Origin of the sequence: Prevotella amnii DSM 23384 = JCM 14753 (genome assembly GCF_000378745.1) — a bacterium.
GTDB classification, from domain to species: Bacteria; Bacteroidota; Bacteroidia; order Bacteroidales; family Bacteroidaceae; genus Prevotella; species Prevotella amnii.
Genome location: NZ_KB905291.1, coordinates 1 through 26,751, shown reverse-complemented (window position 1 = coordinate 26,751; position 26,751 = coordinate 1). Strand labels below are relative to the sequence as shown.

Here is a 26,751-nt window from a genome sequence, read left to right as displayed (position 1 = left end):
ATGACAATCTTTGCACAAATACAGTTGTTTTCCATAACGCACTCCGTTTTTCACGGTGTGTTTACTCTTACACACTGGGCATTTTTTCTTGTTCATTATAACTTCGCTTTTTGGCTTTTCAAATACCAGCGAAGTTAATGTTTATCGAACATTAAGCTATATTGCATCCTGCAAAATGAGCTATTGAACGATTTCAAAGGTCGAAATATCTCTGAAACGTTTGAATTGCTGAGAACACCAGTGTATATCGGTAGTTAAGGAGGATTCTATCCTGCAAAATGAGCTATAGGTCGAAACATTTTTGTACCATACAGATGTAACTTGCTGATAATCAATGCAGGATATATTTGAGGAAGAAAAATAAAAATATAACCATGAGTGAAGATGTTTATTTTATCAGACAGTAATACTGAAGAATAAAAAACTTATATGTTATAGAATATGATAAAATATGATGGTGTTTTTTCCCTAATGTAAAATAAAAAAAATAAGTTCTTTCATGAGTTCATTAGGTCCTGTATTAGGGTTGTCTAAGCCTTTACTTTTAGCATCTATTTCACGTATCTTGCTAAGTATATCCATTGTTTTGCGAGCATTATAAGTTCGGAGCCCTATTAAATAATCTTTTACTCCCCACTTATTTTTTAGTCCTATTGCAGTAGCAATGTTTTCTTCTGTTTTGTTTCCTGGAAGATAATGAGTTATCATTAAATTTCGAAAATATGAAAATAAAATAGGAAGTACTGAATATAATGAACCTGCTTTAGGATTATTACTAAAATATTTAATAATTTGATTGGCTTTAAAAATATTTTTTTGAATTATGGCATTTCGCAGTTCAAAAGAATTAAAGTCTTTACTTATACCTATTTCTCTTTCTACTATTTCAGGTGTTATGAGTAAGTTTTCTTTATTGAGAGATATAATTACTTTATCTAATTCTGAAGTTAAACGGTTAAGATCAGATCCAACAGCATCTGCTATAATTTGTTTTGCCTTAGGATCAATTGCTACATTTTTTTTATTTAGATACTCTTGAATAAAGGTAGGTAGCTGATAATCGCGTAGCTTTACGCTCTCAAAAACAACTCCTACAGAATTAGCTAACTTTACAATTTTTTTTCTATTATCTATAACGCCATTTTTATAGCACCATACTAATATAGTAGATTTTAAAATATTGCCACTAAGATATTTCTCTAAAGCATCTAACGACCTGATATTTTGAGCCTCTTTCACAATAACTACTTGGGTATCTGCCATTACAGGATAACGCTTTGCAATGTCTATTACTTGTGTACTTGAGACATCTGAACCAAAACAAATAGTTTGATTAAAATCTCGCATATCTTTCTCAAGAACATTGTTTGCAATAAAATCGGTTATCTTATCTATAAAATAAGATTCTTCTCCCATTAATAGATAGAAAGGAGCAAACTTTTTTGCTTTTAGATCTGAGATAATGCTCTGAAAAGTATGGTCTAATTTTGTCGGCATTATTTTTATTATCTTTGTATTATAATTAATGATATATTACACTCAATTATAATACAAAGATAATAGAATTTGTATGAAATACAAAATTCTTATTTTCTATTTAAAAAAATATATTTATATAAAAGATAAGAATTTTGTAAAGTAAAAACAAATATTGAAAAGCATCTTAACTGTTATTTGGCATAAGCTACAGAACGTGTTTCACGAATAACAGTTATTTTAACCTGTCCAGGATAAGTCATTTCGTTTTGTATTTTCTCTGCTATTTCTGAACTTAATTTTTCACTTTCAATATCGTCCATCTTATCAGCCCCAACAATAACTCTAAGCTCTCTACCTGCTTGTATAGCATAAGTTTTTGTTACTCCTGGGTAACTCATAGCAATAGCTTCAAGATCATTTAAACGCTTAATGTATGCTTCTACAATTTCACGTCGAGCACCAGGACGTGCGCCTGATATAGCATCACATACTTGTACTATAGGTGCTAATAGGGTAGTCATTTCTGTTTCATCGTGATGAGCAGCTATGGCATTGCAAACATCTGGTTTCTCCTTATATTTTTCAGCTATTTTACCACCATATAAAGCGTGTGGCAGATCAGTTTCTTCATCTGGCACTTTACCAATGTCATGAAGTAAACCTGCTCTTTTAGCCTTTTTAGGATTTAAACCTAACTCACTGGCCATTACAGCACAAAGGTTTGCTGTCTCGCGTGCATGCTGTAAAAGATTTTGCCCATATGAAGAGCGATATTTCATTTTACCGATAATACGTATTAGCTCCGGGTGAAGACCATGAATACCCAAATCTATAGCAGTGCGTTTTCCTGTCTCTATAATTTCGTTATCAAGTTGTTTTTTTACTTTAGCAACAACTTCTTCTATTCGAGCAGGGTGTATGCGTCCATCGGTAACTAATTGGTGAAGTGCTAATCGACATATTTCACGCCTTACTGGATCAAAAGCAGAAATAACAATAGCCTCAGGTGTGTCATCAACAACAATTTCTACTCCTGTAGCAGCTTCTAAAGCACGAATATTACGACCCTCACGACCAATAATACGTCCTTTTACCTCATCATTATCAATATGGAAAACACTAACTGAATTTTCTATGGCTGTTTCAGTGGCTATACGTTGAATAGTTTGTATAACTATTTTTTTTGCTTGTTGATTAGCATTTAATTTAGCCTCATCTACTATTTCGTTTATATATGATGCTGCATCAAGTTTTGCTTGATCTTTTAAGCTTTCAACAAGTCTTCTTTTAGCCTCTTCTGCGCTTAAACCAGAAAGTTCTTCTAACTTTGCACGCTCTAGCCCTTGCATCTTTTCTAAATCTAACTGTTTTATTTGGAGTAATTTCTTCTCATTGTCTATATGGACTTGTTGTTGTTCAACATCTTGTTTATGCCTGTTTATTTCCTCCTGACGCTGATTTAAAGAGATCTCACGCTGTTTCAAGCGGTTTTCGTTTTGTTGGATTTTTTGAGTTCGCTGTTGAACTTCAGTTTCTAATTCACTCTTTTTGTTAAGGAATTTCTCTTTAACCTCTAACAACTTTTTTTCTTTAATAACTTCAGCTTCTTTTTCTGCTTTATCAATAGTTTCATTATATTTTCCTATTAAGATATATCTAAAGAAAACAAAGCCTCCTACGCAACCTATAATAAAACAGATTAAAGCTATAATAGTAACTATTATTGGATTCATTTAATATTTTGTATGTTATAGAATTTATATTAATGTTCTATTCAAGAGTTTCTTCTAATTCTGTGGTAAGTTTGCTTAATAATTTATCATAGGGAGCAGTATCGTTTCTATCCTCATTTTGTTTTAATTGTAATGCAACATCAAACATAACCATGTATAGAATTTCTTTATCCGTTTTTTTCCCTTTGAAGCGTGTAAAATATGTATTCATCATATCGTTAAGGAGTTTAGCTGCAGAACGATAATATTCCTCATCGTCTCGTGGACATCCCACAGGAAGCTCAGTGTCATAAATATGTAGTCGAATATGCAATTTATTATTATCGTCCATATCTTGATAACTCTCTTTTTTACTTGCCGCTTAATTTTACTTGTCGCTTAATAATGTAATACACTTATTAATGTCTCTAATCAGCTTTGAAACACGCTTTTGTGCCACTTCTATATCTTTATCAGAAACTTCTATCATTCGTGCTATCTTTAAAGTTTGGTAATCAGACTGCGACTGAGCTAATTGTTTTTGCAATTTTAAGATTTCTTGATCCCGTTCATTAACCATATTGTATAGCTCGTTATTCTCCTTTTTTATAGAAAGATATTGTAGAATTAACTGGCGAACCCTAGTGGCAAATGTGTTCAAGATCTTTTCATTCGCATTCATATCTTTACCTTTATTTATCTTTTTGTGAACAAAGTTACTTTAAAGTTTTTATTTAAGCAAATTATTCATATTTATTTATTTATGCTGTTTATCCTCTTTTGGTTTAGGTTCTTTCTTTGCTAAAAGTACTATTTGGTAAATAAAATCTGTTGTCCATGCCTTAGAAAAGTTTAGGCGCTTATTATATTTACGTACAGATAGTACAGACTTAATAACGCTTGCATCTGAAAAATCATTCTTTTCAAAAATATCATTTACTGTCTTCTCTGTCATCGAATAAATAGCTCTTTTAAAAAATCCTGGTACACGCAGCTTAAACTTCATTAAATTGCCAATAAGCATCATTAATTCTTGTGTATAACCTTGAAATTGTACAAGGTATACTTGAACATCTTGAAACTTCTTACAATTCTTTTTTATACTTTTATCAATTTCATTAAAGAAGTTATCATTTAGCTGATAAATATTTTTCATTGTTTTGCTTATACTCGCCTTCTCATTTAATCCTAATTTGTTGTTTGTTGTAGGTATATGAAAAGTTTGTTTATAAGTTCTTAGGTCTGGAAGCATAGCCAGATTAGTTATGCCTAAATGACAAGCTAATGATGCTTGAAAGTAAACTCTTACTAGCGTCATGTAATCTTCCATGCCTCCAATATGTGGCGAAGTTTCTTCCCCTTTCTTAAATAGTTTTAAAAAAAATCCCATTCTTTTTGTATATAATTTTATTAACAATAATATGTTTAATTAAAGTATTTCAGTATGCAAAGTTAATAAATTTAAGCAAGAAAATCTACAAGTAGCCTTTTTTTTCTTCTATAATCTTTTGTTTCAAATATTATTTTATTACCTTTGCGAACATGTATGCTAACGGAAGAACTTTTTGAAGAAGTGTTAGGCTTGTAATGCTATAATAACGTTTTCATGTAGGGCTTTTGTGTAACAATATGATATAACCTTTTTTTAACGCATATTTAAGACAAACATTAAGTAAAATATATGAAAGGTATCGTTTTAGCTGGAGGTTCTGGAACTCGCCTCTATCCTATCACTAAAGGTATAAGTAAGCAGCTTATTCCTATTTTTGATAAACCTATGATTTATTATCCTATCTCAGTGTTAATGTTAGCAGGAATCAGAGAAATTTTAATTATTTCTACACCTTTTGATTTACCTTATTTTAAGCATTTGTTTGGTGATGGCAGCCAATATGGTGTTAGCTTTCAATATGCAGAGCAGCCTTCGCCTAATGGTTTAGCGCAAGCTTTTGTTATAGGTGAAGAGTTTATAGGTAAAGATAGTGTTTGCTTGGTATTAGGAGATAATATTTTTTACGGTGCAGGTTTCAGTCAGCTTCTTCGTAAAAGCGTTGAAAATGTAGAGCATAATGATATGGCAACTGTTTTTGGATATTATGTAAACGATCCTTATAGATATGGCGTAGCTGAATTTGACAAAGATGGAAAATGCTTAAGTATCGAAGAGAAACCAAAGAATCCAAAGAGTAATTATGCCGTTGTAGGTCTGTATTTTTATCCCAATAGTGTTATAGAAATAGCAAAGAATATTAAGCCTTCAGAGCGTGGAGAATATGAAATAACGAGTATCAATCAAGAGTTTTTATCGAAAAAGGCATTAATGGTTCAAACTTTACAACGTGGATTTGCATGGCTTGATACAGGTACACATAATAGTTTATATGAAGCAAGTACCTTTATAGAATGTATAGAGAAGCGTCAAGGTTTGAAAGTAGCATGCTTAGAAGAGATTTCATATAAAAAAGGATGGATAAATAGAGAGCAACTTTTAAAAGAGGCAGCTCCTATGGAAAAGAATGAATATGGTAAATATCTTATTCGTTTGGCAAATGAGAAATAAATAAAAAAGCATTGAAATAAATAAAAAAACATGGAAGAGAATAATACAGTAGATAATAAAAGAGATTATAATGCTATAGAAGATAAAAATTTGTTTAATATTCAGACTATTTATAGAGTAGTAATTTTAAATTGGTATTGGTTTGTTTTATCACTTATTATCTGTATAGGGTTAGCTAAAATATTTTTACGCTACACTACTCCTATGTATCAGATATCAGCTAAGTTGTTGGTAAAAGATGCTGATAATCATAGATCTTCATCAATAAAATATGCAAGTAATTTAGGTACTATTTCTAATTCTAATGGATTAGATAATGAGATGGAAATTTTAACATCGCGTTCACTTGCCAGTGCTGCAGTGCGCAATCTAAAATTATATACAACTTATACAACAGAGGGTAGAATAAAAGAATATAGTTTCTATAAAAACGAACCTATCACAGTAGATATTGATTCTGCTCATTTAGACAAATTGAATGCACCTATATCTTTAAATATTGCACGTAAGGGAAATTATTATAATATAACAGGTACGTATTATGAACCTATAGATGAGTTCTCTCATCGTGGTCCATTTAGTATTAATAGAAAAGTATCTACTTTGCCTATAACCCTTATTACCCGTGCAGGTAATATTACAATTACGTATAATGATAATCGCTCTTTACATGATGGTCAGTTTGAAAATGTTACCATAGTTTCTCCTAAAATGGCAGCAGCGAGATACACACGATCTTTACAAGTTGCTCAAGATGCAAAAGCATCATCTATAGCGCAGTTGCAAATAACAGATGCTATTCCTCAGCGTTCTATAGATTACCTAAAGCAGTTAATCGTAGAATACAATTTGCAGGCTAATGAAGACAAAAACACTATTGCTATACGTACAGAGCAATTTATTAATGATCGTTTAGATAAGATTAATGCTGAGCTTAGCAAGACAGAGGGAAAGTTGCAGAAATATAAACAAGAAAATGGTATGATTGCGCTTGAGGCTAGTTCGGCTAATTCTTTTCAAAATCAAAATGTATATGAACAGAAATTAGTTGATATTCAAACACAGATAGAATTATTTAATACAATTTCTTCTGAGATTGAAAAGTCTTCACGAAATCTTACACAGGTTATTCCTTCTAATGTAGGATTGCAAGATGAAAGTTCTGCAAAGTTGATAGATCGTTATAATGAATTGGTATTAGAGCGTAATCGTTTATTAAAAAGTGCTTCTGAAAATTCACCTGTTATACAGCCATTGAGCGATCAGCTTAGAGTATTGAACCGAAACATTAGAGACGCCATAAGTGCAGCTAAAAGAAGTTTTTTAATTCAAAGAGATGCTCTTGCTGGTCAGTATAATAAATTCTCAGGCGAAGTGGCAGAAGCTCCTAAACAAGAAAAAGATTTAACGCAGATAGGTAGACAACAAGAAGTGAAATCAGGGCTTTTTCTTATGCTTTTACAGAAGCGTGAAGAAAATAATATATCTTTAGCAGCAACAGCAGATAAAGGAAAGTTGATAGACGATCCTGAGCTTGTGGGGCAGGTTAGCCCACAGTCTTCTGTTATTTTAGGTACAGCAGCTCTTATAGGATTATTGATTCCTTCTTTAATTTTGTTCTTAATAAGCTTATTACGCTATAAGATAGAAGGGCATGAAGACGTTACTCGTCTTACACGTATTCCTATTTTAGCTGATGTTGCAATAGCAAGTAATAATGCAAAGGGTAAAGCAGATATAGTAGTGCATGAAAATCAAAATAATCAGATGGAAGAGATTTTTCGTGCAATGCGTACAAATTTGCAGTTTATGTTGCAGGAAGATGAGAAAGTTATTTTATTTACATCTTCCACATCGGGTGAAGGTAAAACCTTTATAGCTTCTAATTTGGCTATGAGCTTTGCCCTATTGGGAAAGAAGGTCATTCTTGTTGGTCTTGATATTCGTCGTCCTCGATTGGCAGAGCTGTTTAAAATAAGCGATCATAAACATGGTATAACTAATTTATTGGTGAAAAATAACCCAACTTTAGAAAGTATTTATGACCAGATATTGCCCTCTGGAGTGCATCCTAATTTAGAGTTATTAATGTCAGGACCAATACCTCCTAACCCTACAGAGCTTACGGCACGTCAGTCTTTAGAAGATATATTTAAGATATTGAGAGAAAATTATGATTATATTATTGTAGATACAGCTCCTGTAGGGTTGGTAACAGACACTTTACAAATAGCTCGAGTAGCTGATGCTACTGTTTACTTATGTCGTGCAGACTATACTCCTAAAGCTACTTTTGGCATGGTTAATAGCTTTGCTGTAGAAAAGAAGTTGCCTAAGATGTCGCTTGTTATTAATGGCATTGATATGTCTAAAAAGAAGTATGGTTATGAATATGGCTATGGCAAATATGGTAAATATGGGCGTTATGGTAAATATGGCTATTACAACTCTAATAAGCAGTATGGTGGATATGGAAGTTATAATAATAGCCATTATGGCAATAAGAATGACAATTCTATAAAGAAATAGCAAAAATGGTTATAGCAATAGATTTTGATGGAACAATAGTAGAACATAAATATCCTAAAATAGGGGAGGAGATACCTTTTGCTATAGACACTCTTAAGGAGCTAATCAATGATGGTCATCGCCTTATTTTGTGGACTGTTAGAGAAGGAATATTGTTAGAAGATGCTGTAAACTGGTGTCGTGATAGAGGAATAGAGTTTTATGCAGTCAATAAAGATTATCCTGAAGAGGAAAAGCATAAAAACAATCATTTCTCTCGTAAGATAAAAGCAGATATGTTTATAGATGATAGAAACTTTGGAGGCTTACCAGACTGGGGCACTATATACAATATGATAAAAAATAACGAAACGTGGCAATCAAGTCAAGATAAATATTATAATCCACCTAAAAAGAAGCATTGGTGGCAAATATAAGCTAAAATATTAATACCAGAAGGTGGTTCATGTTATCAAATAACCCTTATATGTTGTTAAACGTATAAGGGTTATTTCGTATTTATAGTAGGTAAGTAAAACTTAAAAGCACATATCACTTAGCTCATAAAAATAAGAACGGGATATTTAACATATAAAAGTTTAATGTAGTATATATGTTTTTTACTGTTTGGTTTTTACTATTAAGGGTATACATATAAGATAGTAAAAAAGCATTTATAGCTATGGTAAAAATCAACTAACACACTTAAAAATAATCTATTTTTGGTGAAAAAATAAATTAAAAACAATTTAAAAATAAATTATTTTTAAAAATAAGCAGACATCTTTTTTAAAGTAAAACATAATTTTTTCTTTTATAAAATGTAGTGTTTTATTGAAGCTAAGATATAGAATGTTCAAAAAAATCAGGGTTTCATATTAGAAATGATCGTTTGATATTTTAATATTTTATGAGTTTTAAATAAGCGATAAGCGTAATATTAATTTATCATTGTATTATAACTTTTACTATGGTAAGGAATAAGAGTAATTGAAAATATTAATTCTAACTAATGTAGATAGTATGATAATAAGAAAAAGATATGAGTAAAGGTAAATGCTGTTAAGTGTATATTATATAGTAAAAAAAAATACGTTAAATTTGGAAATATAGTATTAGAATGTTTTTTTTATATATCTTTGCAGGGTAAGAAGAGTAATAAGAAAAATACTTTGCTTTTACTTTAAGATAAACTTAAAAAACAAATTTAAAATTTAAGGCTATGCCAAATATTTCTATACGTGGTAATAAAATACCAGAATCACCTATTCGCAAATTAGCACCTATTGCTAATGCTGCACAACAACGTGGTGTGAAGGTTTATCATCTTAATATAGGTCAGCCCGACTTGCCTACTCCTAAATGTGGGTTAGATGCTTTAAAAAATATTAATCGTACATTATTAGAATATTCTCCTTCACAAGGGTGCCTATCTTATCGTGAAAAATTATGTGAGTACTATAAAAAATATGATATCAACTTAACTGCTGATGATATTATTATTACAACAGGAGGGTCTGAGGCTGTGCTGTATTCTTTTATGACATGTTTAAATCCAGGTGATGAGGTTATTCTACCAGAACCATCATATGCTAATTACATGTCTTTTGCTATGCAAGTTGGAGCGAAAATACGTCCTATTTCTACTACTATCGAAAAAGGGTTTGCACTACCTCCAATAGAAAAATTTGAAGAAATAATAAACGAACATACTAAAGCCATTATGATTTGTAATCCTAATAATCCAACAGGGTATCTATATACTAAGGAGGAAATGAAACAAATTAGAGATATAGTGGCTAAGCATAATCTATTTCTGTTCTCTGATGAGGTGTATCGTGAATATACCTATACTGATGAGCCTTATTTCTCTGCGATGAACTTAGAAGGGATAGATAACAATACTATTCTTATAGATTCTGTTTCTAAAAGATACAGTGAGTGTGGTATTCGTATAGGAGCTCTTATAACAAAAAATGAAGAAGTGAGGAAAACGGTTATGAAATTTTGTCAGGCTCGCCTTTCTCCACCCTTAATAGGACAAATTATTGCAGAAGCAAGCCTTAATGCACCAGAAGAATATTATCGTGAAATTTATAAAGAATATGTAGATAGAAGAAATTGTCTAATAGCAGGATTAAATAAAATACCGGGAGTATATTCGCCTATGCCTATGGGAGCATTCTATACAATAGCAAAACTACCTGTAAAAAATGCAGATGATTTCTGCCGTTGGTGTTTAGAGGAGTTTAACTATAATGGTGAAACTGTTATGATGGCACCTGCCAGTGGTTTCTATTCTACACATAATGCAGGTATTGATCAGGTTAGGATAGCTTATGTTCTTAAGCGCGAAAAATTACAACGCTCTCTAACTATCCTTGAGAAAGCTTTAGAACAATATCCTGGTAGAATATGATAGATAGTAATAATATTTCTAAACAGGTGAATGCTTATAAAAGCAAAATTATATAGGCTGAATATGTTTTAGATTATATTTTATGTCATAAAATTATAATATAAATGAACTTTTCTCTTTACGTTGCACGAAAAATTTATACCAGAGGTAGAGGTCTAAATAATAAAGTTTCTAAGCCTGCGATAAGAATAGCCACACTCGGAGTAACTATAGGTTTGTCTGTAATGATTATCTCTGTAAGTGTAGTATTAGGGTTTAAAAATTCTATCAGAGATAAAGTTGTTGGCTTTGGCAGTCATATTATTGTAACAAATATTTTAAATATAGATGGAGCAGAACAGTATCCTATAGCTATTAATAAAGATTTAACAAGAAGACTCACACAGGTAGATGGTGTAAAAAAAGTAGAGCGATATGCTTATACTGAAGGGGTATTAAAAACAAATTCCGATTTTTTAGGTATTATGCTTAAAGGTATTGGTCCTGAATATGATCTTTCTTTTATACATGAAAACCTTAGAGAGGGTAATATTCCTAATTTTTCTGATAAAAAAAGCCAAAACAAAATAGTTATATCAGAAACAATAGCTCAAAAGCTAAACCTTCATGTGGGGGATAAAGCTTTTGCATATTTCTTAAATCGACAAGGGGTGCGTATGCGTTATTTTAAAATAGCAGGCATTTACGCCACAAATATGAAGCAATTTGATTCACAAATATGTTTTACAGATCTTTATACAACACAAAAACTTAACGGTTGGAAAGATGATCAATATGGTGGAGTAGAATTGTTAATAAAAGATTTTAATAATCTCCATATAGAGTCTAATAAAATATCACATCTTGTTAAGGACAGAAGGGATAAATACAATAACACTTATGCTGCTTCTAATATTATTAGTCAGTATCCGCAAATTTTCTCTTGGCTTAATCTTATGGATATGAATGTATGGATTATTTTAGGTCTGATGATAGCAGTAGCTGGTGTAACAATGGTGTCAGGATTATTAATTATTATCCTTGAACGTACACAAATGATTGGCACCATGAAGGCTCTTGGGTGTAGGAATAAGCAAATACGCCATATATTTCTATGGTTTGCTACATTTGTAATCGGAAAAGGTTTACTCTTTGGTAATATTATAGGAGTAGGTATAATATTGTTGCAAAGATATACAGGATTTATAAAACTTGACCCGCAAACCTATTATGTGAATATTATTCCAGTAGAAATAAACATTCTTCTTATCTTAGCCCTTAATATTATTACTATGATAGTATGTGTATTAGTGCTAATTGCTCCAAGCTATTTAGTAAGTAGAATTAATCCAGCCAAATCAATGCAATATGAATAAAATAGGAGAAATACTTGCTTCTTTACTCTACGGCATTATAAATTGTATATAGATATAGAGTTTTTGCAATATTTTTACATTGAGTATTAATTATTTTTCCTATCTTTGTACATTATTAGGGCAATGTGTAACTAAAGCATCTGCGAATATAATATCTCAAGAAGGATAAGCTTTTATATAAAGAATAGGATAAAAACATCATTAACATTCTATTATTTATTCTTGTTTTATGTTCTTAAGCGGAGATAAGGTTCACTCTTTTTTTTATAACCGATAATCAGTAAAATGTGCTTGATTATAGGGAGAGGGGATAATGTCTCTTTTATAGTGTTTTGTTTTGCATTGCTTGTGTTTAGTATAAATATGAAAAAATACGATTATCTCATTGTAGGCTCTGGCTTGTTTGGTTCTACTTTTGCATATCTTGCCACAAAAATAGGTAAGAAATGCTTGGTAATAGATAAGCGTGCACATGTGGGAGGGAATCTTTATTGTGAAGAGGTAGAAGGTATAAGTGTTCATAAATATGGTGCACATATATTTCACACAAATAATAAGCGAGTATGGGACTTTGTTAACAGTATAACGGAGTTTAATCGTTATACTAACTCTCCTGTTGCAAATTATAAAGGTAAGCTATATAACTTGCCTTTTAATATGAATACGTTTTACCAGATGTGGGGAGTATTAACACCTACTGCGGCTTGGAAGAAGATAGAAGAACAGAGAGCTGAGGTTGTTGCTGCAATGAAAATAGCAGGAATACAGGAGCCTCGCAATTTAGAGGAGCAAGCTCTTTTATTAGTAGGTAGAGATATTTACGAGAAACTTATAAAGGGCTACACAGAAAAGCAGTGGGGTCGTAAATGTACAGAGCTTCCTGCTTTTATTATCAAACGACTTCCACTTCGTTTTGTTTTTGATAATAATTATTTTAATGATAGCTATCAAGGTGTTCCTAAGGGAGGGTATAACAGGTTAATACAAGGTTTGCTTGCAGGTATAGAAACACGGATAGAAACTAATTTTTTTACTGATCGTACCTTATGGGAAAGTATTGCAGAAAAGATAGTTTTTACAGGAAAGATAGATGAATTTTACAATTACAAATATGGATATTTGGAGTATCGTACAGTAAGTTTTGAGCAGGAAACTCTTGATACGCCTAATTGGCAAGGCAATGCTGTAGTAAATTATACTGAGAAAGAAGTCCCATACACACGCATCATAGAGCATAAGCACTTTGAGCTTTTCGGTAGTGATGTGTATAAATGCCCTAAGACCGTAATTTCAAAAGAATATTCTACAGAGTGGAAGCCTGGCATGGAGCCTTATTATCCAGTAAATGATGATAAAAACATAGCTTTATATAAGCAGTATAAGCAGCTATCTGACAAGGAAGATAAAATTATATTTGGCGGAAGATTAGCTCAATATAAATATTATGATATGGCTCCTATAGTAGAGCAGGTATTAGAAATGTTTGACTGACGTGTTATATTAATAAAAAAGATCTAATTTTTATGGAAAATTTATTTGTGAATAACAATTTTCTAAATATAACTGTTTAATCTTCATTGTAGTATATACTGCATTTTTATAAAATAATTATAGTAAATGAAAATAGCACTATTAACAAGTTTAACACCTACTGCAGAGAATGTTAGAGGGGCTTCTGCTCTACCTTATCACATGATGATAGAGCGAAAGGAAGATATTGATATAGATATTTATACTTTCAATTATAATGATATCAGTGAAAGCAAGATAGCTGAAGTTGAAAAAACGTTAGGTGTTAGGATTCATATACTATCACAACCAAAGTGGCTATTTTATGTTTTAAAATATAATTTGCTTATTATAAGATTACTTCTTGCAATGCCAATATACTATTATCTGAAGATACCAAAAGATGTTTTTATATCTATAGATAAAGCTAATTATGATGGTATTTGGATATATGGGCAAGAGCTGTCAAGAGTAGCAAAGCAATTTAAGAAGTATAAGCGAGTACATGTTTTGCCAGATTGTGAATCGTTGTTTTTTTATAGAATGCTGAAGCAACGGTTTGTTATTCATTCCATTCATTTATTTTGGAGAGAGGCTATAATGTATAGGAAGTATATTCGTTTAGAAAAAGCGTATGATAATAGTGATAATATTCAGTATATGCTTGTGGGAAAAGAAGATTTGAAAACCTTAATGAATAACAATACTAAAATAAGAGCTTCCTTTTTCTATCACCCTCACTACGAGTTATACAGTAAAAAAAGTATTTGTTTAAAAAAAGAAAAATTGAGTATTGTTATAGCTGGACAATATAATATATATATGAAGCAGGCTTCTGATGAGCTGGTAAGCCAACTTTTAAAGCATAAGGAGTTGTCAAGTTACTATACTATAACATTTCTTGGTAGAGGCTGGGAAGAACATGTGAAACATTTAGCCCTAAGTGGCTTTATAACTAATGAGGTGGTTTTTGCTAAAGATTATATAGAAGAGGTTTCTAAACATGATATTCAGATCACTCCTATTTCTATAGGAACAGGAACAAAAGGAAAAGTTTTAGATGCACTCTCTTCAGGATTGCTAGTATTAGGCACACCTTATGCTATGGAAAATATTTTCGTAGACAACGGAAAGTCTTGTTTAGAATATGCTAAAGCAGAAGATGTTATCGAAATATTAAAGGATATTCCTTTAAAAAGAGAATTATATGAGCAAATAGCAAAGGCTGGTAGAGAAAATGTTCTGTCGCATCATAGCAGAAGACAAGCAGCTACACTCTTATTTAATAAGTTTAAATAATAGAATATGTTTATTTATATAGTTATATTTGTTATAGTCCTTTTATGGTTGTCATTAGGAGAAAAGGAGGCTTTATCACGAAAAAAACTTATGAAACGGGGGGGGATAACAGCAATATAGTGTAATGCAGTTTTTATTAAGTAGATAGCGTATAATAGATATAATTATTTTTTTGAGTACGAAATATGTTTCCATTTTATCTTGTTTTTATATTAGGTATGATTTATCTGTTTATAGATAAAAAAGGTAAATCAGAAATTTTGCTTGCATTTTTCTTTCTATATTTAGCTTTATTTGTAGGACTAGGAGATATGATAGGTGGATATGATCGTTATATATATGGAGAAATGTTTGATACAATAGCGGATGAAACGCGAAGTAGTCATAATTATGGACGGTTATTATATTTAGTTAATGGTAAAGAGTTCGGTTACTTTGCTTGGCAGATATTAGTATCTTATGTTACTGCTAATAGATATATATATATATTAATTACAACTTTATTTATTTATTTCTTATATTTTATTAGTTTTCGTAGGTACCTTGAGAGATATCCTTTTGCTGTTATTATTTTTCTTGGATTGTTATATTATTTTACAATGACATATTTACGTCAGGTGATAGCAACGGGAATAGTGTGGATAGCTATACCTTATATATGGAAAAGAAAACCAATAAAGTTTTTTTTATTGGTATTATTAGCATATAGTTTTCATAATAGTGCTATAATATTTAGTGTAATGTATTTTATTCCAATACGTAGATACACACCATCTACTATTATTATTTTTATTGTTATTTGTTTTTTATTAGGTCTTACTCCTATACCTCAAATGTTGATGGCAAGTTCTTCTACAAGAGCTAATGAATATGAAAATGAAACACAGGGTTTTAGAATAGAATATGTTTTAGAGGCTGCATTCTTTTTATTTATTATACTGAAAAATTATAGCAAAACAGGATATTCAAAAAAAGATATAGTATTTACCAATATGAGTTTTGTTTTCTGTGCTTTATTACTACTTTTTATGCGTTTTGGACAAGGTGGACGTATAACTTGGTTTTTCTTTATGGGTCTTATTTATACTGTTCAACATTTATGTTATGCTAAGAATATACCTTTATGGCTTAAACCTTTTGTTTTAGTTGTATTATTCTTCTTATTTAACAGAATTACTATAGCATGGGCTCCGATGCATGCTCCTTATAAAACTTTTTTAACAAACGGTAAACCAAATGGATATATTTATTATAGCCATGAATATGATGAACGTTATACCGAAAATAAATTTTACCGATAATGTTGATTACTATTTTTACACCTACTTACAATAGGGAAAATTTGTTAGAACGTTTGTATAATAGTCTTTGTTGTCAATCTTACTTAGATTTTGAATGGCTTATAGTTGATGATGGCTCTACGGATAATACTGAAACAGTTATTAGACAATTAAAGTTATCTCATAATTTAAAATTTCCTATAAGATATATAAAAAAAGAAAATGGAGGTAAACATACGGCTATAAACGAAGGCGTTAAGCATGCTATGGGAGAGTTATTTTTTATAGCTGACTCTGATGATGTACTTCCTTCAAGATCTTTAGAAATAGTTGCAAATGAATATAAAAAGGTAAAGTCAAATCCTAAAATAGGTGCAATTGTTGGTTTTGATGAATTTATGGATGGTAAAAAAGTTGCAGAAGGTTCTTTTTTTTCAACATTAAATATCTCTTTTGTGGATTTCTTGTGTAAATATAATTATAAGGGTGATATGAAAGAAGTTTTCAGAACATCTATTTTAAAAGAGATACCATTTCCTGAAATAGAAGGTGAAAAATTTTGTCCAGAAGATTTAGAATGGTTGAGAATTTCTAAAAAATATATTTATCATTATTTTAATAAGATAATATATACTGTAGAGTATCAACCTGATGGATTAACTGCTAATATAATTAAAATTAGAAAAGAAAGTCCAATATTAACAACTTGGTATTATGCATTATATAATACCTTTGACATACCAATTATAAAACGAATGAAAAATGCTATTAATTATTGGAGATTTTATTTCTGTATAACTGATAGATCAAGAATAGTAAAGAATATTGGATTTGTATGGGGTATATTTAAATTATTTGGATACATAATGTATTTGAAAGATAAGAGAGTATAATAATATAAGGAACAAGTTGTTTTATCAAAGAGGAAAACTTATTTCAATTAATATTAACAAGGAGATTATATAATATATAATTATTATGTGTATTAAACAGTATATAAAAACTTTAAGCGCAGAGCGATGGAATATAGGTTTTATTAATACTTCTTTAGATGATATTTTATATAAGAAAGATATACATATAGAATGGATGAAGCATAATATACAAGAAAGTTGGTTTGCAGATCCTTTTCTTTTAGATGTAACAGATTCTTGTTTTATTGTTTTAGCAGAAGAATTTACAAAACGATTGAACAAAGGACGAATTTCTAAATTGATAATTGATAGGCATACATATAAATTAGAGAAAGTAGAAGTTGTAAAAGAGCTTAGTACGCATATGAGCTTTCCTGTAATAATTAGAGAGCCTTGGTTCCTTGAAAGGGAGAAGGTTGACAAAGAAGAAAAGGGTAATTTTGTTTATATTATGCCAGAAAATGGTGAATCAGGAAAACTTAAAATATATAAGTATAATTTTTCCATAAATAAACTTGAAGATGCTTTTATTGTTTTAGAAGAAGATGTAGCAGATGCTGTACCTATAAAAATAGGAAAAGATGTTTATATGTTTTGTACTAAAAAGCCTATGGCTAATGGTAACGTTCTTTATGTGTATAAATGGGATAAAGGGGTGTGTAAATTCATTTTAATAGGTAGTAAGGTCTTTAATGAAAATGTGGCTCGTATGGCAGGTTGTTTTTTTGTACACAATAGAAAAATGTATAGACCAACACAAGAGTGTAATATTCAATATGGTCATGCTATAACATTACAAGAGATAACATGTAATGGTAAATCATTATGTGAAACATCAGAACTAGATATCGAAAGTTTAGAATTTAAGGAAGTAAGAAGGATATATTCTACTAATCCAAAACTTCCTATAGGAATGCATACTTTTAATACCTATAAAGGAATTATAGTTACAGACGCCTTGGGATTTGATAATATGTGGATAAGAAAAATCTTACATACATTTCATATAAAATAAAATGCAAATGGAAATTTACGTAGACCCTCGAGCAGGTTATAAATATTCCACATAGTTTTTGTGGGGAGCAACTTGTAATATTGGGAAAAGAAATTTAAAATATTCTGTAAATTATTTTAAGGATTTATCATATTCAGATAGAATAGATTATGAACAAGGTGTACCGATAATAGTAAGAAATAAAAATAAGATATTAAAGATATTTATAGATACAGAAGATAAGGCTACTATTCATACTCAAAGATATGATTGGTGTAATATTTATGCAAAAGTAAATGTAGCTTTTAATGATAATATCAAATATTCAAAGTTAGTGATTATTGGACCTCATTTTGGATTAAGAAATCATAATTTATTATTTACAATATTTTTAGCAATAAAGAGATATATAATAGGACGAAAAGGATCTAGACCATTGAAAGATGTTCTTTTAGATTATTTATACACGTTTATAAGAAGAAGAACTTTACAAGATTACGAAAAAAAATATATATTAAAAGATAATTATATATTTCATGCTTCTACTTTATGGTATAATCAATTTGCAGAAACAGATACTAATATGTATCGCGGAGAATTTTTAAAGGCTTGTAAGAAAGCAGGTATGAAAATAGATGGAGGACTTTTTTATTTAGGTGGCACAGATGTTTTAGCAGAAATGCCAGATTATCCTAAATATTTAACCTTATATAAAAATTTTATTTATAAGAAAAGGATATCCATGGATACTTATATAAAGAAGACTAAAGAAAGTGTGCTTGTTTTTAATACTCCAAGCGTATGTGGATGTCATGGCTGGAAATTAGCAGAGTATTTATGTATGGGTAAAGCTATAATTTCTACTCCTTTAACGCGTGAGATGCCTGGTGAAGGGTTGATACACGGTGAGAGTATTCATTTTGTTTATAAACCTGAAGAAATATATGATGCTGTCTTAAAAATAAAGAATGATTCTATTTATAGATTAAAATTAGAAAAAGGAGCTCGAGAATATTACGAAAAATGGTTAGCGCCAAAAGTTGTGATAAAAAGGTTAATAGAATCAGCTTCAGAAATATGAGAATACTTCATGTGATAACATCATTAGAAACAGGAGGGGCAGAGAATCTTATATCAGAGATGGTTCCTTTACTTAATAATAAGGGCGTTGAAGTAGATGTTCTTACTTTTATAGGAGGCGAAACTCCTTTTTATAAAAAGCTACGTAAAAATGGTATTAATGTCTATTCTTTAGCAAGAAAAGGTAGTGTGTATAGGGTCGGATTTATATTTAAGATATGTCCTTTTCTAAAAAAATATGATATTATTCATACACATAATACTGCTTGTCAGCTGTTTGTAGCATTAGCTAAGATGATAATACCATGTAAGTGTAAGTTAGTAACAACAGAGCATAGCACAGAAAACCGTAGACGTTCTAAGTGGTGGTTAAAACCATTTGATAAGTGGATGTATAGTAGGTATGAAAAAATAATATCAATATCAGAAATAGCAACAAAGTTGTTAATAGATTATATAGGGTATGATAGTAAGGTTATAACTATACCAAATGGTGTAAACATAGAAAGGTTTCATTCTGCAAGACCTAATAAAGAGTATAAAAAAGAAGGAGATGTTATCATATCAATGGTTGCAGGTTTTCGAGTGGGTAAGGATCAAGATACTTTAATAAAAGCTTTACAATATCTGCCAACTAACTATAAGGTATGGTTGTTAGGTGATGGTGTACGTAGAAACGAGATAGATAATCTTATAAGCAAGTTGTCTTTAAGAGAGCGAGTAAGGCTTTTTGGCGTGCGTAGCGATGTGCCAGAGCTGTTGCAGGCTTCTGATATTATAGTTATGTCTTCTCGTTATGAGGGCTTATCTTTGGCAAGTATAGAGGGAATGTCTGTGAATAAGCCTTTTATAGCGAGTGATGTTAAGGGATTACATCAAACTACTATAGGGGCTGGCATTCTCTTTCCTTATCAGAATGACAGAAAATTGGCTGAAGAAATATTAAAACTTATGGGAGATAGTCTTTATTATCAGCAAGTAGCAGAAGCCTGTTATAAAAGGGCACAACTATTTGATATAGATACCACTGTTAATGGGTATTTAGAGGTTTATAATAACTTGTTATTGCAATAAATAAGAATATGAAAAAGAAGATAATACGTATCTCAACCGTTCCTGAATCTCTAGAAACATTTTGTAAAGGACAGCTAAAGTGGCTTTCTGTAAATTATAATATAGTAGCTATTTCATCTCCTTTGCCAGAACTAAATATTATAAAAGAGCGTGAAATGGTTAAAACCATTGCACTGAACATGGAAAGACATATATCTTTAGTAAAAGATTTAAAATCATTATTAAAAATGATATGGGTCTTTTATAAAGAAAAGCCAACTATAGTTCATTCTATGACACCAAAAGCTGGATTAGTATCAATGTTAGCAGCATGGATATGTAGGGTTCCAATAAGAATGCATACATATACAGGATTAGTTTTCCCAACAACAACTGGATTTAAGCAAAAAATATTAATTTATATGGATAAACTTTTGTGTTTTTGTGCTACTTATATTAATCCTGAAGGTAGAGGTGTTGCTAATGATTTGTATAATTTTAAAATAACTAACAAACCCTTACATATTATAGGTAATGGTAATGTAAGAGGTATTGATTTAGATTATTGGGATCCTATATTATATCAAAACATAGATACCAATAATGAAAATAGAAAGAAGTTAGGTATAAAATCATATGATTTTGTATATTTATATGTAGGTAGAATAGTTGCAGATAAAGGAATTAATGAATTAGTTCATGCTTTTAAATTATTGAAGGTGCCGAATGTTAAGTTGTTGTTAGTAGGTTCATATGAAGAGAAGTTAGATCCTTTGAGAAAAGAGACTTATAATGAAATTGAAAATAATAATTCTATAATAGTAGTTGGTAAGAAAAAAGATGTTCGTCCATATTATGCTTTATCAAATGCTTTTGTTTTACCTAGTTATAGAGAAGGCTTTCCAAATGTTGTTCTTGAAGCAGGAGCAATGGGGTTACCATCTATTGTTACTGATATAAATGGATCGAATGAGATTATAAAAAATAATGAAAATGGAGTAATTGTACCTACTCATAATTATATGCAGCTTATGCAAAAGATGGAAAGTTTTTATCACAATAAGCAAGAATGTAAGCAAATGGGGATAAGAAGTAGAGAAATAGTTTCTGAAAGATTTGAGCAAAAATATATTTGGAATGAATTATTAAAAACATATAAAAGTTTGATCTATGCAAAATAAATTAAAGACAGTTGTTGTATTTGGCGCAACTGGAAATATAGGTGCTTATATAAGTGTAAAATTAAAGAACGATGGTTATAATGTTATAGCTGTAGGTAGACGCAAAGATGATAATAACTTTTTTGCCTCAAAAGGTATGACTTATTACTCTTTAGATATAAAAAAAAGTGAAGAATTTGACAAAATTAAAGTGGGTGATTTATTTGCTGTAGCGCATTTCGCAGGATCTTTACCTTCTAGGTATGAATATGATCCAAAAGATTTGATAGATTCTATAACACTTGGAACTTTAAATGTTCTTCAGTTTATGAATAAGCATAACTGTAAAAAAATAATATTCCCAGAAACACCGTATGATTTATCTAATTATTTTGATAAATTTAAAAAAGGAGGAAAGTTAGGCGCTGATCTACAAAGAAGTTTTCCTATGACAGGGGATCATGCTGTATATACTATAGCAAAAAATGCAGCTGTAGATTTAATAGAGCATTGGCATGCAACTTATGGTATCTCTAGATTTATTCTCCGTTTTTTTACAATTTATGAATATCACCCAAATGCATATCATTATGCAGATTATAAAAAACGAATTATGCCTTTTAGAATGTTAATGGATAGAGCTAGTAAAAGCTTGCCTATAGAAATATGGGGCGATTGTTCTAAAAAGAAAGAAATGGTATATATAAAAGATTTTGTTCAGTTAGTTTCTAATTGCCTTACAGCTGATATAGATGGTGGAATTTATAATGTAGGGAACGGATGGCAAGTCTCACTTGAAGAGCAAATAAAAGGTATCATAGAGGTCTTTTCACCAAAGAATAAACCTTCAAAAATAATTTATTGTCCTGAAAAACAAGATCCTTTAGAAAATGCTTTTGATATTAGTAAAACAGTAAAAGAATTGAACTATCACCCGCAATATTCATATATAGAGCAATTGAAAGATTTTAAACGAGAAATGGAAAAAGAACCATTTGCTCTATTATGGGGTAGGAAAGAAGACTATACTATAGATTAAATATTTTTATAAAATATGTATAAACTTTTTTTTAAACGTTTTTTCGATTTCTTTATATCATTAATAGTTTTAGTATTACTTTTTCCATTTATTATATCCATAGCTATTATTTTATTTATATCTAATAAAGGTTCAGGAGCTTTCTTTTATCAAGAAAGACCAGGATATAAAGGTAGGATTTTTAAAGTAATAAAATTTAAGACAATGAATGATAGGTGTGATAAAAATGGAAGATTACTTTTAGATACGTTGCGTATAACTAAAGTAGGAAAGTTTGTACGTTCAACGTCTATAGATGAGTTGCCACAGCTTATTAATGTTTTAAAGGGTGATATGTCTTTAATAGGGCCACGCCCATTATTAGTAAAATACCTACCATTATATTCTGAAGAGCAGATGCGTAGGCATGAAGTTAGACCTGGTATCACGGGTTGGGCTCAATGTCATGGTCGTAATGGAATAACTTGGAAAAGAAAGTTTGAATATGACGTATGGTATGTTGATCATGTTTCGTTGATAACAGATTTAAAAGTTATTTGGTTTACTATAAAGTCGGTACTCAAGCGTGATGGCATATCGCAGGAAGGTCTTGTTACAATGGAAGAATTTAATGGAAGTAATTGAAAAAATGATGACTATAAGCAATTTATCTACACCTTGTTTCATTTTAAAAGAAGAAGAACTTAAAAAAAGTATTTATGGTTTTAAAACAGCTTTAGATACTAAATTTCCAAATAGTATTATAGGTTACTCTGTAAAAACCAATTCCTTACCTTATTGTCTTAAAATAGCTAAAGATAATGGGTGTTATGCAGAAGTAGTTTCTTATCATGAATATCGATTAGCATTAACTTGTGGATTTCCTAAAAACCATATTATATATAATGGTCCGATGAAATCTAAAGATACTTTTCTTGATGTGTTAAAGCATAAAGGTATTGTAAACATAGAATCTTTCAGAGAAATAGAATGGTTAAGGGAATTATCTTGTAATGAGATTTATAAGGTTGGTATAAGACTAAATATAGACATATCGAAAATATCTCCATTAGATGAAAATCATAAAGAAGATGATAGTAGATTTGGCTTTTCTGCAGATTCTGCAGATTTTAAGAATGCTATACAACAAATATCTGAATATAGTAATGTTCGCTTAGTGGGTTTGCATATACACCGTACTTCTAAGACTCGTAGTGTAGATTTTTATAAAAACACTTTAACTTATGCCTTATCTGTTATTAATAAATATAATCTAAATATAGAATATATAGACTTAGGAGGAGGATATTTTGGTGAAATGCCAGGTAAGCCTACTTATGCAGACTATGTAGATGCTTTTTATGATGTGTTAAAGCATAGCAATAACAATTATAAGATTATAGTAGAGCCAGGTAATGCTATTGTAGCATCAGCATTTGACTATGTTTGTACTGTAATAGATGTAAAACACCATAATGATAAAAATGTTGTTACCACTGATGGGACAAGAAATGATGTAGACCCTTTATTTCATAAAACAGATTATTTCAAATCATTTATATATAAGAAAAGCTCAGAAAAATGTCAGCATAAGCAGCTTGTTGGAGGACTAACATGTCTTGAAAACGATAGATTATTTGTATTAGAGAAAGGGGAAACAACACTATGTCTCGGGGATAAAATAGTTTTTAACAGAGTGGGAGCTTATACATTGTGTCTTACACCACTTTTTATTCATTACTTTCCTGTTATATATGTAAAGAGGGGAGATGAATATTGTGTAGTAAGAGAAGAATGGACAGAAAAAGATTTTATAATGAAATCAAAATATTAAGTATATGGATAATATATTATTTTGTAGTTGTGGACGTCGCGTAAAATTATTGCAAAACTTTCGTAAGTCTATGAAGGAAAGTGGGAAAATTATTGCCACCGACCTTTCACCAGTTGCGCCTGCATTGTTTATGGCTGATAGGAGCTATCTTATGCCACGTATTGATGCACCAGAGTATATAAGTAAAGTTTTTGATATTTGTAACAAGGAAAGTGTTAATGCCATTACTACACTTATAGATCCAGAAATAGAATTGTTATCAAAACATCGTAAAGAGTTTTTACAGAAAGATATTCTTCCTCTTTGCCCGGCAGATTGGACTGCTCATTTATGTTTTGATAAATATGAAATGTTTAAGTATTTATATACTAAAGGAGTACGTACAGTGTTAACGTACAATTCTCTTGAAAGTTTTAAAGAGGGGTTAGAAAAAGGTGAAATAAGTTTCCCTGTCTTTATGAAGCCAATTTCTGGTAGTGGCAGTGCTGGGATAGGAAAAGTTAATAATTGGGAAGAAGCAGAAGAAAAGTTTTGTGATGGCAAGTTTACTTATATTATTCAGGAATTAATGACAGGTGGCGACTGTGATGCAGATGTTTATGTAGACTGTATTTCTCATGAGCCTGTTGCTGTTTTTTCTAAAAAGAAGATAGAAAGTAGGATAGGAGGGGCAAGTAAAACAATATCTTTTAAAGATAATAAATTGTTTGATTTTGTACAAGAAGTATGTTCTGTTTTAGAGCTAAATGGACCATGTGATATGGACTTCTTTTATAAAAATGGTGAGTATTATCTGAGTGAGATTAATCCTCGCTTTGGTGGAGCTTATTTGCATGCTTATGGTGCAGGAGTAGACTTCGTGCAGCTAATACTTAATAATATTCATGGTAAGAAGAATAAAAGTATTATAGGAAACTATGAAGAGGATATTATAATGATGATGTATGATGATGTTGTCATAAAAAAGAAATCAGAGTTGTTATCAGAAAACTTTCCTTTGCTTTAAAGATTAATCTTTACTTTTTATATTTTATCTTTTTCTCATTATATTATAATAAATCTGATATGAATTTGTTATATCTACTTTTGCAGAAGAGCTTTGGTTATAGCTCTTTACCCTTTAAGTCATTATCGCATACGGAGTATGTATCTTTAATGTCTTTAGCTCGTAAGCAGACCGTAGATGGAATGGTAGCAGGAGTATTAATAAGAGAAAAGGTATTACTTGATAGAATAGATGCTTTTAAGGTATTTACATTATCTGAACGTATTAGGTTGTTAAACGAAAAAGTATCGAAAGAGCTAACTGCTATAAGTAAGTTGTTATCAGATAATGCTATACCACATCTTATTTTTAAAGGGCAAACAATATCTACATTATATCCTCATAGACAAGAACGCTTGCCTGGTGATATAGATTTTTATGTAGATAAAAAGCATTTTGATAGAGCAAAGACATTGATAAAGGCAGAGTGGGGGGTAAAACTTGACGCTGAAGACTCTAAGCAACACTATAGTTTTACACATAATAATGTGTTGTTTGAGTTACATTATAACATGATGCATTTCTTTTCTTCTGCTAATCAGCAGTATTGGGATAATATTCTTGCTGCAAATAAGCCTGTAATGGTGAAAATATGTAATACAGATATACCTACTTTAGCACCAACGTTAAATCTGCTTTACACGTTTTTACATATGTATCATCACTTGGTAGAGTTAGGAGTGGGATTTCGTCATTTTTGCGATTTGATTTGTCTTCTTCAGCATTACCATAAAGATGTAAACAGAACTTTACTTGATAAGCATCTCACAGAGTTAGGCTTTAGAAAAGCTTTCATTGCTATTGGGTGGATACTTGTAGATAAATTTAATTTGCCTAAAGAAATGTTTCCTATAGAATTAGAAAAGAAAGAACGCAAGTATGTAGAAAGAATATTAAAGATAGTACTTGCTGGAGGCAACTTTGGTAAAGATAATGTCCCTGAAGGTTTTCGCTCAGGAGGTCTTTATTTTATCAGAGCTTTTTTTAGAAAGATAAATCATTACAGGCTATTTTGGAAACTATCAGCAAAGGAAATTAAGGCATCTATTATGTATGGACTTCCTGAAAAAATAAGATTAGGTATAAAACATATATAAAAACATAAAACACAGTTTATTATATAAAGAGTAAAAGAGACTTTTTTAGTAAGGGAAAAAACAAATCTGGTGAAGAAAAATAATTTATTTTTAGTTGAAAAATAAATTAAAAATGATGTGAAAATAATTTATTTTTGTTCTTAAATAGTCCACCCTTAAAAGCCTAATATTCATCTGATTCATAGTATATTATGCTATAAATTATTTGCAAATATCTGCAAGTTTTTGTACCTTTACATTATAATTCTTGCAGATATTTATGCTTAAACGTACATCCAAACAGCTCTCTTTGTTCTCTTCTTTAGAGGACATGCTTAGTCATCAACATCCCCTTTTCCAACTTAGTAATAAGATTAATTGGGAGTGTTTTGAAAATGCTTTCTCTCCTTTGTATTGCAGCAATAATGGTCGCCCGGCTCATCCTATTCGCCTGAT

General features: G+C 30.5%; 25 protein-coding genes. 19 read left to right on the top strand and 6 right to left on the bottom strand.

Annotation, left to right across the window (positions count from 1 at the left end; genetic code table 11):
• The 6 genes from F596_RS12300 to F596_RS0108170 all read right to left on the bottom strand — a co-directional run.
• Window positions 1-96 (bottom strand): IS1/IS1595 family N-terminal zinc-binding domain-containing protein (locus F596_RS12300; protein ID WP_169495529.1); only part of this gene is annotated, 96 nt, incomplete at its 3' end.
• A 372-nt stretch (window positions 97-468) separates the two neighbouring features.
• A complete protein-coding gene (gene holA, locus F596_RS0108190; protein WP_019036562.1) occupies window positions 469-1,497 on the bottom strand; it encodes a DNA polymerase III subunit delta in 1,029 nt (342 codons plus the stop codon).
• 173 nt (window positions 1,498-1,670) lie between these two features.
• Window positions 1,671-3,212 (bottom strand): ribonuclease Y, encoded by a 1,542-nt coding sequence (gene rny / locus F596_RS0108185; RefSeq protein WP_019036561.1) that lies wholly within the window; start codon window positions 3,210-3,212, stop codon window positions 1,671-1,673.
• Window positions 3,213-3,249: 37 nt separating this feature from the next.
• Entirely contained in the window at window positions 3,250-3,543 is a 294-nt protein-coding gene (locus F596_RS0108180; RefSeq protein WP_008451116.1) for a cell division protein ZapA, read from the bottom strand.
• A 36-nt stretch (window positions 3,544-3,579) separates the two neighbouring features.
• Entirely contained in the window at window positions 3,580-3,873 is a 294-nt protein-coding gene (locus F596_RS0108175; RefSeq protein ID WP_019036560.1) for a hypothetical protein, read from the bottom strand.
• A 75-nt stretch (window positions 3,874-3,948) separates the two neighbouring features.
• Window positions 3,949-4,581, bottom strand: a complete 633-nt coding sequence (locus F596_RS0108170) for a hypothetical protein (protein WP_019036559.1) — start codon at window positions 4,579-4,581, stop codon at window positions 3,949-3,951.
• A gap of 291 nt (window positions 4,582-4,872) precedes the next feature.
• On the opposite strand from F596_RS0108170, the gene rfbA reads away from it, so the two are divergent.
• From rfbA to F596_RS11905, 19 genes are all read left to right on the top strand, one after another.
• A complete protein-coding gene (gene rfbA, locus F596_RS0108165; protein WP_019036558.1) occupies window positions 4,873-5,751 on the top strand; it encodes a glucose-1-phosphate thymidylyltransferase RfbA in 879 nt (292 codons plus the stop codon).
• 30 nt (window positions 5,752-5,781) lie between these two features.
• Window positions 5,782-8,280, top strand: coding sequence for a GumC family protein (locus F596_RS0108160; protein ID WP_019036557.1), 2,499 nt, complete (start codon window positions 5,782-5,784; stop codon window positions 8,278-8,280).
• 5 nt (window positions 8,281-8,285) lie between these two features.
• Entirely contained in the window at window positions 8,286-8,696 is a 411-nt protein-coding gene (locus F596_RS0108155; protein WP_008451041.1) for a BT0820 family HAD-type phosphatase, read from the top strand.
• Window positions 8,697-9,481: 785 nt separating this feature from the next.
• On the top strand, window positions 9,482-10,678 hold the full coding sequence (locus F596_RS0108150) for a pyridoxal phosphate-dependent aminotransferase (RefSeq protein ID WP_019036556.1): 1,197 nt from the start codon (window positions 9,482-9,484) through the stop codon (window positions 10,676-10,678).
• 104 nt (window positions 10,679-10,782) lie between these two features.
• Entirely contained in the window at window positions 10,783-12,033 is a 1,251-nt protein-coding gene (locus F596_RS0108145; RefSeq protein WP_019036555.1) for an ABC transporter permease, read from the top strand.
• A 363-nt stretch (window positions 12,034-12,396) separates the two neighbouring features.
• A complete protein-coding gene (gene glf, locus F596_RS0108140) occupies window positions 12,397-13,524 on the top strand; it encodes a UDP-galactopyranose mutase (RefSeq protein WP_019036554.1) in 1,128 nt (375 codons plus the stop codon).
• Between the two features lie 126 nt (window positions 13,525-13,650).
• Window positions 13,651-14,841, top strand: a complete 1,191-nt coding sequence (locus tag F596_RS0108135; RefSeq protein ID WP_019036553.1) for a glycosyltransferase — start codon at window positions 13,651-13,653, stop codon at window positions 14,839-14,841.
• Between the two features lie 185 nt (window positions 14,842-15,026).
• Window positions 15,027-16,142: an EpsG family protein gene (locus F596_RS0108130; protein ID WP_019036552.1), complete on the top strand. Its 1,116-nt coding sequence runs from the start codon at window positions 15,027-15,029 to the stop codon at window positions 16,140-16,142.
• Window positions 16,142-17,014 carry a glycosyltransferase family 2 protein gene (locus F596_RS0108125; protein ID WP_019036551.1) on the top strand — a complete coding sequence of 291 codons (873 nt, stop codon included), beginning with the start codon at window positions 16,142-16,144 and terminating at the stop codon, window positions 17,012-17,014. The genes F596_RS0108130 and F596_RS0108125 overlap by 1 nt, the downstream gene beginning before the upstream one ends.
• 196 nt (window positions 17,015-17,210) lie before the next feature.
• Window positions 17,211-18,050 (top strand): glucosamine inositolphosphorylceramide transferase family protein, encoded by an 840-nt coding sequence (locus F596_RS0108120; protein ID WP_238292792.1) that lies wholly within the window; start codon window positions 17,211-17,213, stop codon window positions 18,048-18,050.
• 58 nt (window positions 18,051-18,108) lie between these two features.
• Entirely contained in the window at window positions 18,109-19,110 is a 1,002-nt protein-coding gene (locus F596_RS11000; protein WP_019036549.1) for a glycosyltransferase, read from the top strand.
• Window positions 19,107-20,183: a glycosyltransferase gene (locus F596_RS0108110; RefSeq protein ID WP_019036548.1), complete on the top strand. Its 1,077-nt coding sequence runs from the start codon at window positions 19,107-19,109 to the stop codon at window positions 20,181-20,183. The genes F596_RS11000 and F596_RS0108110 overlap by 4 nt, the downstream gene beginning before the upstream one ends.
• Before the next feature lie 8 nt (window positions 20,184-20,191).
• Complete coding sequence (locus F596_RS0108105) at window positions 20,192-21,343, top strand: glycosyltransferase family 4 protein (RefSeq protein WP_019036547.1); 1,152 nt, start codon at window positions 20,192-20,194, stop codon at window positions 21,341-21,343.
• The gene (locus F596_RS0108100; RefSeq protein WP_019036546.1) at window positions 21,333-22,361 is read left to right on the top strand and encodes an NAD-dependent epimerase/dehydratase family protein; all 1,029 of its coding nucleotides are present in this window, start codon (window positions 21,333-21,335) and stop codon (window positions 22,359-22,361) included. The genes F596_RS0108105 and F596_RS0108100 overlap by 11 nt, the downstream gene beginning before the upstream one ends.
• A 15-nt stretch (window positions 22,362-22,376) precedes the next feature.
• Window positions 22,377-22,985, top strand: a complete 609-nt coding sequence (locus tag F596_RS0108095; RefSeq protein WP_019036545.1) for a sugar transferase — start codon at window positions 22,377-22,379, stop codon at window positions 22,983-22,985.
• The gene (locus F596_RS0108090; RefSeq protein ID WP_008450995.1) at window positions 22,972-24,174 is read left to right on the top strand and encodes a type III PLP-dependent enzyme domain-containing protein; all 1,203 of its coding nucleotides are present in this window, start codon (window positions 22,972-22,974) and stop codon (window positions 24,172-24,174) included. Before F596_RS0108095 ends, F596_RS0108090 begins: the two co-directional genes overlap by 14 nt.
• Window positions 24,175-24,178: 4 nt before the next feature.
• Window positions 24,179-25,180, top strand: coding sequence for an ATP-grasp domain-containing protein (locus F596_RS0108085; RefSeq protein ID WP_024992703.1), 1,002 nt, complete (start codon window positions 24,179-24,181; stop codon window positions 25,178-25,180).
• A 59-nt stretch (window positions 25,181-25,239) separates the two neighbouring features.
• The gene (locus F596_RS0108080) at window positions 25,240-26,316 is read left to right on the top strand and encodes a nucleotidyltransferase domain-containing protein (RefSeq protein ID WP_019036543.1); all 1,077 of its coding nucleotides are present in this window, start codon (window positions 25,240-25,242) and stop codon (window positions 26,314-26,316) included.
• Between the two features lie 259 nt (window positions 26,317-26,575).
• Window positions 26,576-26,751 (top strand): transposase (locus F596_RS11905; RefSeq protein WP_487042726.1); only part of this gene is annotated, 176 nt, incomplete at its 3' end.

Bases quoted from the DNA above. Each gene is read 5' to 3' on its own strand.
- holA (WP_019036562.1), bottom strand. From the start codon at position 1,497: ATGCCGACAAAATTAGACCATACTTTTCAGAGCATTATCTCAGATCTA.
- rny (WP_019036561.1), bottom strand. From the start codon at position 3,212: ATGAATCCAATAATAGTTACTATTATAGCTTTAATCTGTTTTATTATA.
- F596_RS0108180 (WP_008451116.1), bottom strand. From the start codon at position 3,543: ATGGACGATAATAATAAATTGCATATTCGACTACATATTTATGACACT.
- F596_RS0108175 (WP_019036560.1), bottom strand. From the start codon at position 3,873: ATGAATGCGAATGAAAAGATCTTGAACACATTTGCCACTAGGGTTCGC.
- F596_RS0108170 (WP_019036559.1), bottom strand. From the start codon at position 4,581: ATGGGATTTTTTTTAAAACTATTTAAGAAAGGGGAAGAAACTTCGCCA.
- rfbA (WP_019036558.1), top strand. From the start codon at position 4,873: ATGAAAGGTATCGTTTTAGCTGGAGGTTCTGGAACTCGCCTCTATCCT.
- F596_RS0108160 (WP_019036557.1), top strand. From the start codon at position 5,782: ATGGAAGAGAATAATACAGTAGATAATAAAAGAGATTATAATGCTATA.
- F596_RS0108155 (WP_008451041.1), top strand. From the start codon at position 8,286: ATGGTTATAGCAATAGATTTTGATGGAACAATAGTAGAACATAAATAT.
- F596_RS0108150 (WP_019036556.1), top strand. From the start codon at position 9,482: ATGCCAAATATTTCTATACGTGGTAATAAAATACCAGAATCACCTATT.
- F596_RS0108145 (WP_019036555.1), top strand. From the start codon at position 10,783: ATGAACTTTTCTCTTTACGTTGCACGAAAAATTTATACCAGAGGTAGA.
- glf (WP_019036554.1), top strand. From the start codon at position 12,397: ATGAAAAAATACGATTATCTCATTGTAGGCTCTGGCTTGTTTGGTTCT.
- F596_RS0108135 (WP_019036553.1), top strand. From the start codon at position 13,651: ATGAAAATAGCACTATTAACAAGTTTAACACCTACTGCAGAGAATGTT.
- F596_RS0108130 (WP_019036552.1), top strand. From the start codon at position 15,027: ATGTTTCCATTTTATCTTGTTTTTATATTAGGTATGATTTATCTGTTT.
- F596_RS0108125 (WP_019036551.1), top strand. From the start codon at position 16,142: ATGTTGATTACTATTTTTACACCTACTTACAATAGGGAAAATTTGTTA.
- F596_RS0108120 (WP_238292792.1), top strand. From the start codon at position 17,211: ATGAAGCATAATATACAAGAAAGTTGGTTTGCAGATCCTTTTCTTTTA.
- F596_RS0108110 (WP_019036548.1), top strand. From the start codon at position 19,107: ATGAGAATACTTCATGTGATAACATCATTAGAAACAGGAGGGGCAGAG.
- F596_RS0108105 (WP_019036547.1), top strand. From the start codon at position 20,192: ATGAAAAAGAAGATAATACGTATCTCAACCGTTCCTGAATCTCTAGAA.
- F596_RS0108100 (WP_019036546.1), top strand. From the start codon at position 21,333: ATGCAAAATAAATTAAAGACAGTTGTTGTATTTGGCGCAACTGGAAAT.
- F596_RS0108095 (WP_019036545.1), top strand. From the start codon at position 22,377: ATGTATAAACTTTTTTTTAAACGTTTTTTCGATTTCTTTATATCATTA.
- F596_RS0108090 (WP_008450995.1), top strand. From the start codon at position 22,972: ATGGAAGTAATTGAAAAAATGATGACTATAAGCAATTTATCTACACCT.
- F596_RS0108085 (WP_024992703.1), top strand. From the start codon at position 24,179: ATGGATAATATATTATTTTGTAGTTGTGGACGTCGCGTAAAATTATTG.
- F596_RS0108080 (WP_019036543.1), top strand. From the start codon at position 25,240: ATGAATTTGTTATATCTACTTTTGCAGAAGAGCTTTGGTTATAGCTCT.